The sequence below is a fragment of the Psychrobacter celer genome (genome assembly GCF_016107555.1).
GTDB classification, from domain to species: Bacteria; Pseudomonadota; Gammaproteobacteria; order Pseudomonadales; family Moraxellaceae; genus Psychrobacter; species Psychrobacter celer.
Genome location: NZ_JABASU010000031.1, coordinates 15,550 through 29,753, shown reverse-complemented (window position 1 = coordinate 29,753; position 14,204 = coordinate 15,550). Strand labels below are relative to the sequence as shown.

Annotated in this window: 14 protein-coding genes; 8 read left to right on the top strand and 6 right to left on the bottom strand. The window is 47.2% G+C overall.

Features of this window, described 5'->3' with window-relative positions; all coding sequences use genetic code 11:
* Nucleotides 1–640 (bottom strand): transposase (locus tag JFC05_RS11710; RefSeq protein WP_276529568.1); only part of this gene is annotated, 640 nt, incomplete at its 3' end.
* A gap of 301 nt (nucleotides 641–941) precedes the next feature.
* On the opposite strand from JFC05_RS11710, the gene ccoS reads away from it, so the two are divergent.
* Together ccoS and JFC05_RS11700 are read left to right on the top strand one after the other, a co-directional pair.
* Nucleotides 942–1,187: a cbb3-type cytochrome oxidase assembly protein CcoS gene (ccoS, locus tag JFC05_RS11705; protein ID WP_100749694.1), complete on the top strand. Its 246-nt coding sequence runs from the start codon at nucleotides 942–944 to the stop codon at nucleotides 1,185–1,187.
* Between the two features lie 112 nt (nucleotides 1,188–1,299).
* Nucleotides 1,300–2,178, top strand: coding sequence for a sulfite exporter TauE/SafE family protein (locus tag JFC05_RS11700; RefSeq protein ID WP_192992919.1), 879 nt, complete (start codon nucleotides 1,300–1,302; stop codon nucleotides 2,176–2,178).
* A 207-nt stretch (nucleotides 2,179–2,385) separates the two neighbouring features.
* Here JFC05_RS11700 and JFC05_RS11695 read toward each other — a convergent pair whose 3' ends face one another.
* Nucleotides 2,386–3,540 carry a DEAD/DEAH box helicase gene (locus tag JFC05_RS11695; protein ID WP_198336993.1) on the bottom strand — a complete coding sequence of 385 codons (1,155 nt, stop codon included), beginning with the start codon at nucleotides 3,538–3,540 and terminating at the stop codon, nucleotides 2,386–2,388.
* Between the two features lie 266 nt (nucleotides 3,541–3,806).
* Nucleotides 3,807–4,022 carry a cold-shock protein gene (locus JFC05_RS11690; RefSeq protein WP_075100936.1) on the bottom strand — a complete coding sequence of 72 codons (216 nt, stop codon included), beginning with the start codon at nucleotides 4,020–4,022 and terminating at the stop codon, nucleotides 3,807–3,809.
* 339 nt (nucleotides 4,023–4,361) lie between these two features.
* Between JFC05_RS11690 and aroQ the strand changes: the two genes are divergently transcribed.
* Both aroQ and JFC05_RS11680 read left to right on the top strand, forming a co-directional pair.
* On the top strand, nucleotides 4,362–4,889 hold the full coding sequence (aroQ, locus tag JFC05_RS11685; protein ID WP_192992922.1) for a type II 3-dehydroquinate dehydratase: 528 nt from the start codon (nucleotides 4,362–4,364) through the stop codon (nucleotides 4,887–4,889).
* A 140-nt stretch (nucleotides 4,890–5,029) separates the two neighbouring features.
* Complete coding sequence (locus JFC05_RS11680) at nucleotides 5,030–6,331, top strand: ABC1 kinase family protein (RefSeq protein WP_192992923.1); 1,302 nt, start codon at nucleotides 5,030–5,032, stop codon at nucleotides 6,329–6,331.
* Nucleotides 6,332–6,344: 13 nt separating this feature from the next.
* Here JFC05_RS11680 and JFC05_RS11675 read toward each other — a convergent pair whose 3' ends face one another.
* Nucleotides 6,345–7,175 (bottom strand): ion transporter, encoded by an 831-nt coding sequence (locus JFC05_RS11675; protein ID WP_075100939.1) that lies wholly within the window; start codon nucleotides 7,173–7,175, stop codon nucleotides 6,345–6,347.
* 333 nt (nucleotides 7,176–7,508) lie between these two features.
* On the opposite strand from JFC05_RS11675, the gene JFC05_RS11670 reads away from it, so the two are divergent.
* Nucleotides 7,509–8,258, top strand: coding sequence for a YebC/PmpR family DNA-binding transcriptional regulator (locus JFC05_RS11670; RefSeq protein ID WP_198336992.1), 750 nt, complete (start codon nucleotides 7,509–7,511; stop codon nucleotides 8,256–8,258).
* Between the two features lie 115 nt (nucleotides 8,259–8,373).
* Here JFC05_RS11670 and JFC05_RS11665 read toward each other — a convergent pair whose 3' ends face one another.
* Nucleotides 8,374–8,946, bottom strand: coding sequence for a methylated-DNA--[protein]-cysteine S-methyltransferase (locus JFC05_RS11665; RefSeq protein WP_198336991.1), 573 nt, complete (start codon nucleotides 8,944–8,946; stop codon nucleotides 8,374–8,376).
* Nucleotides 8,947–9,029: 83 nt separating this feature from the next.
* A complete protein-coding gene (ftsY, locus tag JFC05_RS12815) occupies nucleotides 9,030–9,941 on the bottom strand; it encodes a signal recognition particle-docking protein FtsY (protein WP_211181174.1) in 912 nt (303 codons plus the stop codon).
* Between the two features lie 869 nt (nucleotides 9,942–10,810).
* On the opposite strand from ftsY, the gene JFC05_RS11655 reads away from it, so the two are divergent.
* From JFC05_RS11655 to JFC05_RS11645, 3 genes are all read left to right on the top strand, one after another.
* Nucleotides 10,811–10,972 carry a hypothetical protein gene (locus JFC05_RS11655; RefSeq protein ID WP_158676722.1) on the top strand — a complete coding sequence of 54 codons (162 nt, stop codon included), beginning with the start codon at nucleotides 10,811–10,813 and terminating at the stop codon, nucleotides 10,970–10,972.
* 88 nt (nucleotides 10,973–11,060) lie between these two features.
* Nucleotides 11,061–12,623, top strand: a complete 1,563-nt coding sequence (locus JFC05_RS11650) for a M16 family metallopeptidase (protein ID WP_198336989.1) — start codon at nucleotides 11,061–11,063, stop codon at nucleotides 12,621–12,623.
* Between the two features lie 47 nt (nucleotides 12,624–12,670).
* Nucleotides 12,671–14,197, top strand: coding sequence for a M16 family metallopeptidase (locus JFC05_RS11645; RefSeq protein WP_227697542.1), 1,527 nt, complete (start codon nucleotides 12,671–12,673; stop codon nucleotides 14,195–14,197).
* The last annotated feature ends 7 nt before the right edge of the window (nucleotides 14,198–14,204 follow it).

Sequence of the window (14,204 nt, the reverse complement as noted above, 5' to 3'; positions counted from 1 at the left end):
TTTCGGCGTATTGATGGGTCAGCTTAGTGGTTAGAACATCACCATCACTACTGACCGCTGAATCTTTGCAACCTAGATCAATACCGACTTGGCCAGTACCGCACTTAATCTTTGGAAATTCTTTGACGGTAATACAAGCATACCAGTGGCCCCGATTGTCTTGTACCAATTCGCAAGTGTTGATGTTGTAGAGGGAGAGGTTATAGCTGTCCCACATATCAATGATTAGTTTTTTACCCTTAGCGAGGCTTAGCTGAATGGTAGATTTAAGGCTTGTCTTGCCTGATTGACGAGTTGATAGGTGTTTTACGGCTGTCTTTTTAAAAGGAATCCAGCCCAAGCTTCTTCTCTTGGCCTTTGGGTTGTTGGTGCGCCAGTTGAGTTTGGCTTTTTTGAATTGTTTACGGGATTTAGCGTGAACCTCACTAATCGCTTGCAAGGTTTGGCTGTGCAAGTTTAAATACTCGCCACTACCTTTGGTATAAGCGGCCAAATCATAGGCTGAAAAGAATTTGCCTGTACTCTGTAAATGTTTAAAACTAAGCTCATTGACGTAATTCCAGACAAAGTTAACCGACCCAGCCAAGATATTGAGCTGAGTGGCATGTTTGTCTTTGATGCGTAGCTTGAGCGTTTTCATGGATTAATTATGATCTTAATGCAGTTGGTTATCAAGGCATGTTCAATCTTAGGTGACAACAGATGACGCCTGATATTCACGCCCTAGAAGGACGTGGTTTTACGGCGATGGATGATAAAAACGATATCACGTTTCATTGGATGACTTGATAGCGATGTCTCCAAGCTCTAAGCAACCAATCTCCGAGTATTTGATTTATTTGGATTCGACCATACTTGCTTATTAGTTGGCAGCTGTCCAGCCACTAGTAGGGTCAATGAGTGTATAATAAGAGCAGAAACTGCTAGAAAAGAGACCTACCATGCTCAGTATATTTTTATTAATTCCATTAAGTCTGATGCTGTTTGTGGTTGCCATTTGGGCGGTGCGTTATGCGGTCAAATCCAATCAATTTGAGGATTTAGACAATGCCTCTCAGCGCATCATTTTAGATGATCGGCAAGAGCGCCGCCAAACCATGCAGACTCATGAGCGCGCCACTACCCATCAGCAGACTGATGATTCAGATAGCGTATCGGTGCAACCACAAGACCGCGATAAACTTTGAACAATTAAGGCGTTAGTCATACACGGCTGGTAGTCCTTTGATATGGTGCTATTTGACGATCAGCCGTGTCATATCATTAGACCAACTTTTTACTATTTTTAGGAGTTACCCTATGACCACAGCGTTACTTGTTGCGGCATTACTAATGGGATTTTTTGGCTCACCGCATTGCTTGGGTATGTGCGGCGGACTGGTGACTGCTTTTGGATTGTCGATGAAAGATATTAGCCCAGCCAAGCGCCGCGCTCTTGTCTTTACTTATCATTTTGGTCGTCTGAGCAGTTATGCACTGTTAGGTTTGCTGGCAGGATTTATCGGTACGACGGTGTTAGAGCCACTTATGAAAGGCAATAGCTTGCCACGTATTTTATTGGGCTCAGTATTGGTCTTTGTTGGTGTGACCATGCTTGGCGCGCCTTTTTTAAATAAGCTTGAGCGCTTTGGTATGCGCTTTTGGCAATATCTCAGCCCGCTACGCCAAAAGGTCTTTCCCCTAAATACCTTTCCACGTGCATTGACAGCTGGTCTACTTTGGGGCTTTTTGCCTTGCGGTTTGGTATATGGCGCCCTACTCATCGCGGTGGTCGCTCACAATCCTTTGGGCGGTGCAGCGTTGATGTTTGTCTTTGGTCTTGGCACGGTGCCGATGCTGGTCGCCACCCATGAGACAGTCGGCTGGTTACGTGAAAAAATTGGCCGCTTTCATCTAAGACAGCTCAATGGCGCAATCATGGTGCTGTCTGGCTTGGCTGTCGTTGCTATCCCTATGGTCATGGCAAATATGCACGGTGGACACGGCGGTGGCCATGGGCAAATGGATCATGGTAGTCACTCGGCGATGATGTCTGATGCAGACAGCACAGGTCATCATGATATGAGCCAGATGGATCATGATATGACGCCAGCAATGGATAGCACAGTCGATCATAGTATGCATGATATGAGTGATGACGCCATGAGTCATCATGCACACCACGAGCCGTCTTCGTAGACATCATACATACAAAAGTATCGACAGCTAAGGCGCGTCTTGATTTCGATATCATCGTATTTTACTAAGACACTTTAGCCAAAAGCCCTTAACCTCATTACTGAGATTAAGGGCTTTTTGTATTAGGGCGTGTCCTTAATTTAATTGCTAGTCACCTAAATGGGTTAAAAATAAGGGCATGCCCGAGTCTAGACGATACATATCGCCCTACTCTTGCCACTGCTCTAGCGCAAATTTTGTATCCAGATGCTTTTCTAATGCTGGGATATTGAACGCATCATCTTCGCTGACAAAGCTAATACTAATGCCTGTCTGTCCAGCACGGCCAGTACGGCCAATACGGTGTACATAATCATCTGGTTGATCAGGCAAGGTATAGTTGACCACATGGCTGATATCATCGACATGAATCCCGCGACCTGCGACGTCTGTGGCGACCAAAATAGCAGCATGACCGTCTTTAAAACGCTGCAAATACTTCTCGCGTTTTTGCTGAATCACATCACCCGATAGCATGACGACTTTATTAGATTGGCGCAGCTTATGATAGAGGCGTTTTACTTGATCTTTGCGATTGGCAAATACGATAACTTTTTCGACATCGCTATCACTAATAATGCGCTGCAAGGCCGCCAGCTTTTGATCTTCTGTCAATAGATAAAAGTGCTGATCGACCAGCTCACTGGTTTTGTGCTCAGGCTCGATCTCAACAAACTGCGGCTCATGCAGCCAGCGATACGCCAAGTTCATCACATCTTGGTTGAAGGTCGCGGAAAAAAGAAGACTCTGACGATCAGTATTGGCAGGCATGCGCCCGACCAACCGCTTGATGTCGGGGATAAATCCCATATCCAGCATACGGTCTGCTTCATCGAGCACCAACACCTCAACGCGATCCAAAAACACCATGCCTTTATTGGCAAGATCAATCAGACGCCCTGGCGTCGCTACCAAAATATCCACGTACTGACGCTCAAGCTCATGCTGCTGGGTTTCGTAATTGGTGCCACCCATGATACAGACGCTATGCAGTGAGGTGTATTTGGTCAAGGCAATACAGTCATCAAATATCTGCTGAGCAAGCTCGCGTGTCGGTGCCATCACTACCGCACGCGGCTCTCCCAAATAACGCTCTTCGTCACTAGCAAAAGGCCGTTTTAACAACGCTTCCATAATGGTCAATAAAAACGTGGCCGTCTTCCCTGTCCCTGTTTGGGCTTGGCCGATTGCGTCTTGATTGGCCAAAGTATGCGGCAGTATCTTTGCTTGAATAGGTGTCAGCTCGGTAAAACCCAAATCACTGACGGCACGTAGGGTCGGATTTGATAACGGTAAATCCGTAAACTTCTTGAAATTACTCAAAAAAAATATCCTTTTAGACAAATAACTTATTATAAATAATGAGAGGCTAATCGCTGATGAATGACTCACTCGCCATCCTCTTAAGACCCTATATTTGACAGCCCATATACAGCGCATCGCGTAAGCACAAAAAAGCCAAGCCCGACATCGTATCTTACCTAATATGCCGATTTTTTAGCATAGGTAAGACCAGACGGGCTTGACTCAGTAGTATATCAGTAGTTTGTACAGACATTATAGCGAAACCGCCGTAATGACTGGATAGATTACTCTTCCATTTTTCTGACTTCTTCAGCCTGAAGGCCTTTTTCACCTTCTACCACACTGAACTCAACCTTTTCGCCATCTTTTAAAGAACGATAGCCATCACCTTGAATCGCACGGAAATGGACAAAAATGTCTTCTCCGCTGTCACGTTGAATGAAACCAAAGCCTTTTGAGTCATTAAACCACTTAACGATACCTTGCTCACGAGCTGACATAATATTACTTCCTAAAAAAGTCCGCTTAGCCCCAACTTCCTTTGCAACATTGCATATAAACGGGGTCTAAGATTGTGAAATCAAAAACTTAAGAGTACTGTTCTAACCACTATCTTTAAGCTCAGCCTTTGAGTAGGCTTATCCTATCGATAGTAACAAACGGCAATAGCAACAAACTTGCAAGAATTGTTGCATAAAAAATATCATAGCACGGGTTTTTAGCAACATAAAGACTTTTAACTTGCTTTTTGCCAATAAGAGACATTTTTGCCGTAATTTTTTTATCGTCCGCGACCTAAGCTGGTATGATTAACCGATTTGATAACCAAAGAGACCACTATGTCCACCACTCCTTCTGTCGCCGCCGTCCACTCTCTTGAGGCCAATCGTTCAAACACGCTTTCTTATAAATTATTGCTGGTCAACGGCGTCAATCTAAACTTACTCGGCAAACGTGAGCCTGAAATATATGGGCACACCACACTGGCAGAGATTGAAAAACGTTTGATCGCTCACGCCGCCGAGCATGGCGTTGAACTGATATGCATCCAATCCAACCACGAAGGCCAACTCGTGGACGATATCCAGCACTACGGACTGCTTGCCGATCCAGCGGCGCAAGTTGATGCGATCATCATCAACCCTGCCGCCTTTACCCATACCTCCGTTGCCCTACGTGATGCACTATTGGCCACCCAAAAGCCCTTTATCGAGGTACATTTATCCAATATTCATGCGCGTGAGCCTTTTCGCCAGCATTCTTACTTAAGCGATATCGCGGTGGGTGTGATCTGCGGTTTGGGACAGCAAGGGTATCAGATGGCCCTTGACTACTGGTTGACCCATACCTATTTGGTCAGCCAATGACTAAAAGACGCCTGCGTTTTACGCGCTCGCTAAAAAAGTCGTCATACAAGGTTACTTTTGGCACACTAGTCAAACAGCAATCACTTGATTAAAATAATAAAATAACAGATAAGCACACAACCCCCTACAAGGTGATATGAATGGCAAAAACCTCCGGAAAACGCTTTATGAAACTTGCTGGCATGACAGCAAGCATCGCCGGTAAAGCCGCTAAAAACTCATTTAAACACCTATCAAGCGATGAAGAAAAGCGCCTGCAAGCCCGCTCAGAGCTGATGCAAGATGTGGGGATTCAAATCGCTGAGACCTTGGGTGAGATGAAAGGTGCGGTGATGAAAGTGGGACAAATCGCCTCGCAATATAAAGACGTGTTTCCACCTGAGGTGGCAACGGCGCTAGAAAAACTCCAAAAAGACGCGCCGCCGATGCCATATACTCAGATACGCGCCCAGATTGAGCGCGAGCTAAAAGCACCAGTAGCAGAATTATTTAGTGAATTCGAAGAGACGCCGTTTGCGGCCGCTTCCATCGGGCAAGTACACAAAGCGGTGTTGCCATCGGGGCAAAGAGTCGTCGTCAAGGTTCAATACCCCAATGTCGATGAAAACTGCGACAGTGACCTCAAACAAGTGCGTATGGCGCTTAAAATCGCCGGCGTACTCAATATGAGCAAACAGTTGCAAGAGCAGCTTTTTCATGAAATACGCCAAAGCCTGCACGATGAGCTAGACTATATTAAAGAAGCGCACAATCTGCGCGTGTTTGGGGCGTTTCATGCAGAGGATACGGGTATTATTATTCCCAAGGTCATCAGCAGCCACTCAACCAAGCGAATCTTGACACTGACAGAAGAGATGGGCGAGACGCTCAGTGTCGCGGCAACATGGGATAATGATATCAAGCAAAAAATCGCCAAGCGTTTGTTTCATTTTACCGCAGGCCAGCTGTTTGAATTATACCGTATGCACTGCGACCCACATCCTGGCAACTTTGCCTTTCGGGAAGATGGTAGCGTCATCGCCTATGATTTTGGCGGCATTCGTAGCTATAGTGACAGTGAGGTGCAGCTGTTTAAGCGCTTTGCCCAGCATGCCATCAAAGGTGATGTCACCGCGCTTGAGCAAGACCTAATCGCCCTAGATATCCGCCGCGATGATGACAAACACATCCCAGGTGAGTTTTATGAAACGTGGCTATCTATTGGGCTAAAACCTTTATCCATTTCGCCTTATCATGAAGGCGCTTTTGATTTTGGCAACAGTCAAGTACATCATGAAGTCATCACACAGATGCGCACTTCCTTAAAGTATTTTGGTCAGTTTCAGCCGTCTGCGATGACCATGATGCTGGACCGAACGGTATCTGGCCAATATTGGAACTTGGTCAACCTAGGCGTGATTATCGACTTATCACCGCTCGTCGATGACTATATAAAGCTTTGACTTCCTCCCCGCCCTAAATGTGCAGCGCATGCCCGCAGCGATCGCAGAAATCGGCACCGACTGCATGACCAAATTTACCGCAGTTTGGACAGGTCACAGGGTTGAGCTGCGGGCGCATATTACGCGCCAGCTCCGAGGTAAAAATCCCTGTCGGCACAGCAATAATAGAGTAACCTGTAATCATGACCATGGTCGCAATGGCTTGACCCAGCGGCGTTTTGGGCGACATATCACCATAGCCGACCGTGGTCATGGTGACAACCGCCCAATAGATGGACAGCGGAATACTGGTAAAACCATTCTCCGGCCCCTCGACCACATAAATGATCGAGCCGAAAATCGTCACCAACAGCACCAAAGATAAGAAAAACACAGTGATCTTTTGTTGGCTGGTGCGCAGCGCTGAGGCCAAAAATCCCGCTTGCTGCATATATGCCTTGAGCTTGAGGACACGAAACACACGTAAGATACGCAACACACGTATCACCAGCAGATACTGGACGCCGACAAACATCAAGCTTAGATAGCTTGGTAACACCGACAATAAATCGACAATACCAAAAAAACTAAAGGCATAGCGCAAACGATTAGGCGCTGAAAACAATCTCAGCGCATACTCAATGGTGAACAAAATGGTAAAAAACCACTCTGCGTACAAAAACAATATGCCATACTGCAAGCGCATATAGAGCACACTGTCGAGCATGACCACCGCCACACTCGCCAAAATCGCAATCAACAACACAATATCAAACAGCTTACCCAAACGGGTATCAGTCCCTTCGATAATAATATGAATGCGGTTACGCAAATGGGTAATGGCTTCAGCGGTTGGTTGCTTCATAGAGTCAGTAACATCATAGAGTCAGTAGCGCTATCAACCCAAAGGCGAGAGGCTGCCAATGAATTAAAATACGCAGGATAAGGGCAAGTTGGTCAAAAGACACAAAACTGGTTTATAATATTGCTCACTTATAGCAATCAATACAATCTATAAGTTGCCACAGTGTAACAAAAAAGCACTATCAACGACATACAAATCGTTCATGTGCCAGTAGTTCTACTACCTTGAATAGACAGACCAATCATATAATAAAAACAGATGATGTAGTAATAAATGGCTGTTATTCACCGTTTTTTCGCTCAACCAATAACACGCAAAACTTAAGGATGTCATATGGCAGGCCATTCAAAATGGGCAAACATCAAACACCGTAAAGCTCGTCAGGATGCGGTAAGAGGCAAAGTATTCACCAAAGTGATTCGTGAGATCGTCTCAGCGGCCAAACAAGGTGACCCTGATCCTGATAAAAACCCTCGCTTACGTGCCGCTATCGAAAAGGGTCTATCGGTGAACATGACCCGCGATACCATCAATCGCGCTGTCGATCGCGGCACAGGCGGCGGCGATAACGAAAACATGGAAGAAGTCAGCTACGAAGGCTATGGCGTCGGCGGCGTGGCGGTATTGGTCGAGACCATGACCGACAACCTCAATCGAACCGTCAGCGAAGTCCGTCATGCTTTTACCAAATATGATGGCAATCTTGGTACCTCAGGCTCAGTGGCTTATCTGTTTACCAAGCGCGGCGAGATTACCTTTAATGATACAAGCTTAGAGGACGAGGTCATGATGGCGGCGCTGGATGCTGGTGCCTTAGATATCGAAAATAATGGCGAAAGCTTGATGGTCATTACCGAGTGGGAAAGCTTTGGTCAAGTCAAAGACGCGCTCAATGCCGCAGGTTTGGTCTCTGACAATGCAGAAGTGACCATGTCACCCTCTACCACCGCTGAGATAGATAACGTCGAAGATGCCGAAAAGGTCATGAAAATGATCGACATGCTCGAAGACATCGACGACGTCCAAGAAGTCTATAGTAATGTGAGCTTCTCCGCTGACGTCATGGCACAGCTTGAAGGATAGCCAGCTTAATAACTAAATACTGGCAAGAACACCCCCAGAAAAAAGCACCAAACCGACAATGGCTTGGTGCTTTTTTCTGTTCAATCACTCAATAGTTCAAGCGTTATGTTTATCTTTACGTTCTACACTTCACCCCTTCAAGCGCTAGCAGATATTTCTTCTTATCTAATCCACCTGTATAGCCACCAAGCTTACCGTCGCTCGCAATCACTCGATGACAAGGAACGATAATACTAAAAGGGTTCTTGCTATTGGCATTGGCAACCGCGCGAAAGCCTTTTGGGCTGCCCACTCGCTTTGCGAGCTCAGCATAGCTGATGGCCTCACCATAATCGATGCCTTGCAAAGCCTGCCACACCCGCTGCTGAAACTCGGTGCCCAGACTCATGTCTAGCGGCAAATCAAAGGTCTGCCGCGCGCCGCTAAAGTACGCGGTTAGCTGTGTGATGGTTTCAATAAGTAACGCTTGAGCTGGCTTAGTTTTGCTTAGGCTATTTTTTGCGATAAAGCTAAAGTCTTTATCACAAAGACCATGATGTTTTTTTAGCTTAGCAATGGACTTTGAAGAGTGCCAACTGTCCCCTGCTTGCAGCCAGTTGACCTCCACCAACCTAGGCGTATCCTGCGCATGCCCATTCGCAATCAATGCGACTCGGTGCGATGCAAATACCGCTTCAGTGACTATCATGATGCCTCCTTGCTCCTACTGATACGCTCACTCGTTTTGGGTCATCACTATTTTGCTTGTTCACCCAAATCATGCTAGCAGTGCTACGCTTTGTCATCGGTTTCAAATAAAGCGGCGACAAACTGCTTAGGACTAAAGGCACGCAAGTCATCAATCGACTCTCCCACGCCGATATAGCGAATCGGCACGTCCGTTGTTTCAGCGATATTAAAGACCACTCCGCCTTTGGCCGTACCGTCTAGTTTGGTGACGGTGATCCCAGTCAATGGCACAACCTTATTAAACAGCTCGACTTGATTGATGGCGTTTTGTCCGGTGCCTGCATCAAGGACGATCATGCCTTCATGCGGCGCGCTAGGATCGGCTTTACGCATGACACGCACCACCTTTTCAAGCTCCGCCATCAAATGAGTCTTGTTTTGCAAACGCCCAGCCGTATCAGCGATTAACACATCGATGTTTTTGGCTTTGGCCGATTGCATGGCATCAAAAATCACCGACGCACTGTCAGAGCCATGACCCTGTGCCACGACTGCTATGTCGTTTCGCTCACCCCAGATTTGTAGCTGCTCGGTGGCTGCCGCGCGGAAGGTATCACCTGCCGCGAGCATGACAGATTTACCCTCGCCTTGTAGGCGCTTGGCAAGCTTACCAATGGTGGTGGTTTTTCCGACACCGTTGACGCCGACCACCAAAATAACAAAGGGTTTTTTGCTGGTGTCAATAAGCAGCGGTGCAACCTTTGGTGTTAAGATATCAACCAGCTCATTTTGTAGCGCTTTATAAAGGGAGTGGGCATAAATCAAGTCACCACGGTCGGTCTGCTCGGTGAGACTTTTGATGATACGATTGGTGGCATTGACTCCGATATCAGCGACCAGTAGTTGATCTTCGACCTCTTCTAACAGCTCGTCATCGATCTCCTTGCCGCCGATCAGAATGTTGACCATGCCTTCGGCTAGGTTTTTACGTGACTTACTTAGCCCCGTTTTCATACGGCTAAACCAGCTGCCCTTTTTCTTGTCTTCTGCCTTTTTGTCTTCTACCGCCTCTGCTGCTTCAGATGTAGGCTGACTGGCTGCAGGCGTACGAGTAGCACTAACACTTTGGCTATCGCCTAGTTTTTCTTGCAATGGCATGGCCGGGATAGTGGAAACGGTACTTGGCTTAGGCTGCGGCGGTGCTGATACGGCGTGATCACTGGTGTTATTATCACTCTCTTTAGTATCATCGACCTCGTGCTCATCCATTTCAGTCTGCGTCGTCGATGTGTGACTGATGTCACCTTGCTCATCAAGCGTCACGATGGGCGCGCCTAAAGCGACATTATCTGCACTATCTGCCGAAGAGCCATTTGTAACCGCAGTTGTGTCCTTCTGCGCTGTGTGAAGCTCATCTTGATGTTCAGGCTCATCGATAATGGGCACCGATTGCGCTGGCAGACTGGGTAAGGTAATATCGTCGTCATCTAAATCGTCTAGATCGCCATCTAGATTGATGACCACACGACTGCTATTATTTGGGTTATTCATAAGCTTGCCCTAAAAGTTGTTGCTATCAATAATTTGATTATTCTAAATGGTTTGGTATGTAATCCGTTTTCGCTATCGACGAATCCCAGCGTGGCGGATTATTTTGGTCTAGTTTAGCATAATTACAAGTGCGCTCTGCCCTACCATGTCGGACAATCGATAAATGCCTTGGGTATGAGGATTCAGGCGTGATGCCAAGTAAGTTTGGCTTAAGGTTTGGACACAAAAATCCGACCTTATATCTTTCAGACTTCGCCTACTCTACAGAGTCTTATTTAAAGACTGCCTTATCCAAACACAGTCATCTTTCATCATTATTTTTGGAAACAATTATGTCACTACTTTCTTATCATAAACGCCTGAGCAAAAAAATCACCAGCATCGGTTCGGCATTATTATTGACGAGCATCGCCTTCTCGATGACTGGGTGTAGCACGACTCAAGAAATCAAGCCGACTGCCAGCGTCATGGTTGGGGCGCACAAGTCTATCTAACTGCGTGCTTTTTCGCCATGAATCACACGTCTGATTGATTGTTTTTTGCCTGTTTATTTGCTGCCATTTTATATAAGTAGAAGCTACCATGTCACTGCCCTTTTTATCGTCTGTACCCTCTGCGCCTTTATCTGCTCTATCATTACGCATCGCGTGCGCGCTGGCGTTGGCAACAACCCTAAGTGCTTGCCAAACCAGTGCTATCAGCCCACCTTCATCAGCGGCGACACCGCTTAGCGAAGTGCAAAGCCAAGCAGGCCAAAATACCGATAATGGCGCCCAATACGCTAGTCGTTCTCAGAGTGCATCGGCCTTGAGTATGGACATGTCCGGCCGCCATGAGTACCAGTTAAAAAACGGTTTAAAAGTGGTGATTAGAGAAGATCACCGCGCTCCTGTCGTGATGACACAGGTTTGGTATCGCGTTGGCTCGGCAGACGAGCCGGTCGATAAAGGGGGCATCTCGCATCTGCTTGAGCATATGATGTTTAAAGGCACAAGCGATGTATCAAGCGATGACTTTGAGCGCTTGATTGCCAAGTTTGGCGGGATCAATAATGCCTTTACCAGCTACGACTACACCGGTTATTACGAGCTGTTCCCAGCCAACCGTTTTCCGCTAGCGCTTGAGCTAGAAGCTGACCGTATGAAAAACCTTATATTCAATGCAGATGAGTTTGACAAAGAACATCAGGTAGTGATGGAGGAGCGCCGTCAGCGTACTGATGACAATCCGCTTGCCAAAGCTTACGAATCATTTCGTTTGCTTGCGCTGCCTGATAGTCCAAAGGGCGAGTCGGTCATCGGCCCCATGGATGAGCTGGCGTCTATCACGCTGCCTGACTTAAAAGACTGGTACAAAACATGGTATGCACCAAACAACGCCACGTTAGTCATCGTCGGCGATGTACAGCCAAAAGATGTATTTACGCAGGTGCAGCGCTACTTTGGGCAGCTAACGCCAAGTCATCTACCCACACGCCCAGCCGTTAGACAATCAGGCTTTCGCGGCTACCAAAAAGTCGACTCTGAGCAAGCCGTACAAGTACCCGTTTTGCTGATGGGTTACAACGTCCCAAGCCTTGTGACTGTAGATAAAAACGATGAAAAACAAGCCTATGCGCTCTCGCTCGCTCAGGACGTCCTAGATGGTGGCCTCTCTGCCCGTCTAGAGAGCCGCTTGATACGTGAGCAGGGTCTACTGACCACAGTCGGCACGTCCTATGATCTGTTAGATCGCGGTGACGGGTTGTTTTTGATTCAAGCAACACCGCGCGAAGGCGTCAGCTTAGCACAAGCTCAGCAAGCCATTATAGATGAGATAGAAAAACTAAAAACCGACCCCATCGCCACCGACGAAATCAGTCGCGCTAAGACCAACACCGTCACAGGCCTTATCTACGCACAAGATAGTATGGAGGGTCAAGCACGTATGATTGGCTCACTACAATCTATCGGGCTCGACGATCGGCTGCTGGCCGAGCTACCAAGCAAGCTTGATAACATCACAGTACAAGACATTCAGGCGGCGAGCAAAAAGTATCTGGTAAAAAACAACTTGACTGCGATGCATATCATACCGCCCAAAGAGACTGAGCGAAAAGAGTCCGTGCAAGAAAAGCTTGGACAACAAGACGCTACAGATAAATAAGCCTCAATCAGTCGCCTGCCAAATACATGATGAATAAGAAGAAAACCATGAGCCATACTAGTGATTTATTGCAAGTAATCAAAAGACCCTTCAGCTATAAACTGTCACCACTTAGCATCGGGGTATTATTGAGCCTGACCACACTGGTCATGCCAGCACAAGCAGACTCTACAGCCACAGAAGAAAATCGCAGTACTGCAATCGTCGATACCAGCGCGCCCATTGCCGCCTTATCTAAGCTCAGCAGTTTGGATAATGCTACGCCTTTGACCGTCACTGTCCCAGCGATTGAGCAATTTACGACCAGCGCCGGTGTGCCCGTGCGCTTTGTCCAAACAACCGCGCTGCCCATCGTCGATATCGATCTACGCTTTAACGCCGGTAGCGCCCGCGATAGTAGCATACGCAAAAAAGGTTTTGGCATTGCCAATATGACCGCCACCATGCTGACACAAGGTGCCAAGCGCTTGGATGAAACAGCGTTTACACGAGCCGTTGAAACCTTAGGCATCAATCTGAGTAGCCGCGCCTACAAAGATATGTTTATTGTCTCGCTACGCAGCTTGTCAGATGATGCGCACTTATTGCCAGCTGCCGACTTGATGACACAGATGCTCACCGAGCCTGCCTTTAATGATGAAGTATTGGCACGAAACAAAGCACGCTTGCTGGTCGGCTTACAGCAGCAAAAACAAGACCCTGGCAGTCTGGCGAGCATTGCGTTTAGTCAAGCACTATACGGCGATCATCCTTATGCGCACCCTTCAGTTGGTACCCTTGAGACCGTACCAAACATAGACAAACAGCAGCTTATCGATTTTAAAAACCGCTATCTGGTCGCGACCAATGCCTCTCTTGCTATCACGGGCAACCTCACCTTGGCGCAAGCAAAAAAACTGGCTGAGGACATTACCACCACGCTGCCCTCCGGTCAGCCTGCGCCTGAGCTTGCCGAACCCAAGCCCCTCACCCAAGCCAAGCATGTTCATATACCCTTTCCCAGTACACAAACCACGGTGCTAATGGGGCAACTGGGTAGCAAACGCGCGACCAATCCAAAAGAGCAGCAGCAGCAAACCAACTTTGCCATCGGTAATGACGTATTGGCAGGGGGTGATTTTAACGCTCGCCTGATGACTGAAATCAGACAAAACCTTGGCTACACCTATGGTATCTCAGGTGCTATGAACCCGATGCTAACACGCGGCCCGTATCAGATTGGGTTTTCGACCCGCAATGACAAAGCGCGCGCAGCCATTGATGCAAGCTTAGCAGTTATTCAAGAGACTTTGGATAATGGTCTTACCAGTGACGAGATACGTCTGACCAAAGACAACTTAAAAAACAGCTTTCCGATGGGCTTTGCCAGCAATGCAGGCATCAATGGTTTGCTGGGAATGATGAACTTTTATCAACTACCAAACAGCTACCTAGACGATTATGTCAATCGTATCGATCAAGTACAGCTCGCTGACGTCAATCAAACCCTACGCGATACGTTGCAGCCTGATGATTTTTTGATTGTCACTGTCGGGCAGGTAGATCCTTGGCAAGACAAGCAGGCTAAAAAATAGCGCCAAA

What these genes read in the sequence shown, in the direction of transcription:
- ccoS (WP_100749694.1), top strand. Translation starts at nt 942, where the DNA reads ATGCTCAGTATATTTTTATTAATTCCATTAAGTCTGATGCTGTTTGTG.
- JFC05_RS11700 (WP_192992919.1), top strand. Translation starts at nt 1,300, where the DNA reads ATGACCACAGCGTTACTTGTTGCGGCATTACTAATGGGATTTTTTGGC.
- JFC05_RS11690 (WP_075100936.1), bottom strand. Translation starts at nt 4,022, where the DNA reads ATGTCAGCTCGTGAGCAAGGTATCGTTAAGTGGTTTAATGACTCAAAA.
- aroQ (WP_192992922.1), top strand. Translation starts at nt 4,362, where the DNA reads ATGTCCACCACTCCTTCTGTCGCCGCCGTCCACTCTCTTGAGGCCAAT.
- JFC05_RS11680 (WP_192992923.1), top strand. Translation starts at nt 5,030, where the DNA reads ATGGCAAAAACCTCCGGAAAACGCTTTATGAAACTTGCTGGCATGACA.
- JFC05_RS11675 (WP_075100939.1), bottom strand. Translation starts at nt 7,175, where the DNA reads ATGAAGCAACCAACCGCTGAAGCCATTACCCATTTGCGTAACCGCATT.
- JFC05_RS11670 (WP_198336992.1), top strand. Translation starts at nt 7,509, where the DNA reads ATGGCAGGCCATTCAAAATGGGCAAACATCAAACACCGTAAAGCTCGT.
- JFC05_RS11665 (WP_198336991.1), bottom strand. Translation starts at nt 8,946, where the DNA reads ATGATAGTCACTGAAGCGGTATTTGCATCGCACCGAGTCGCATTGATT.
- ftsY (WP_211181174.1), bottom strand. Translation starts at nt 9,941, where the DNA reads ATGAAAACGGGGCTAAGTAAGTCACGTAAAAACCTAGCCGAAGGCATG.
- JFC05_RS11655 (WP_158676722.1), top strand. Translation starts at nt 10,811, where the DNA reads ATGTCACTACTTTCTTATCATAAACGCCTGAGCAAAAAAATCACCAGC.
- JFC05_RS11650 (WP_198336989.1), top strand. Translation starts at nt 11,061, where the DNA reads ATGTCACTGCCCTTTTTATCGTCTGTACCCTCTGCGCCTTTATCTGCT.
- JFC05_RS11645 (WP_227697542.1), top strand. Translation starts at nt 12,671, where the DNA reads ATGAGCCATACTAGTGATTTATTGCAAGTAATCAAAAGACCCTTCAGC.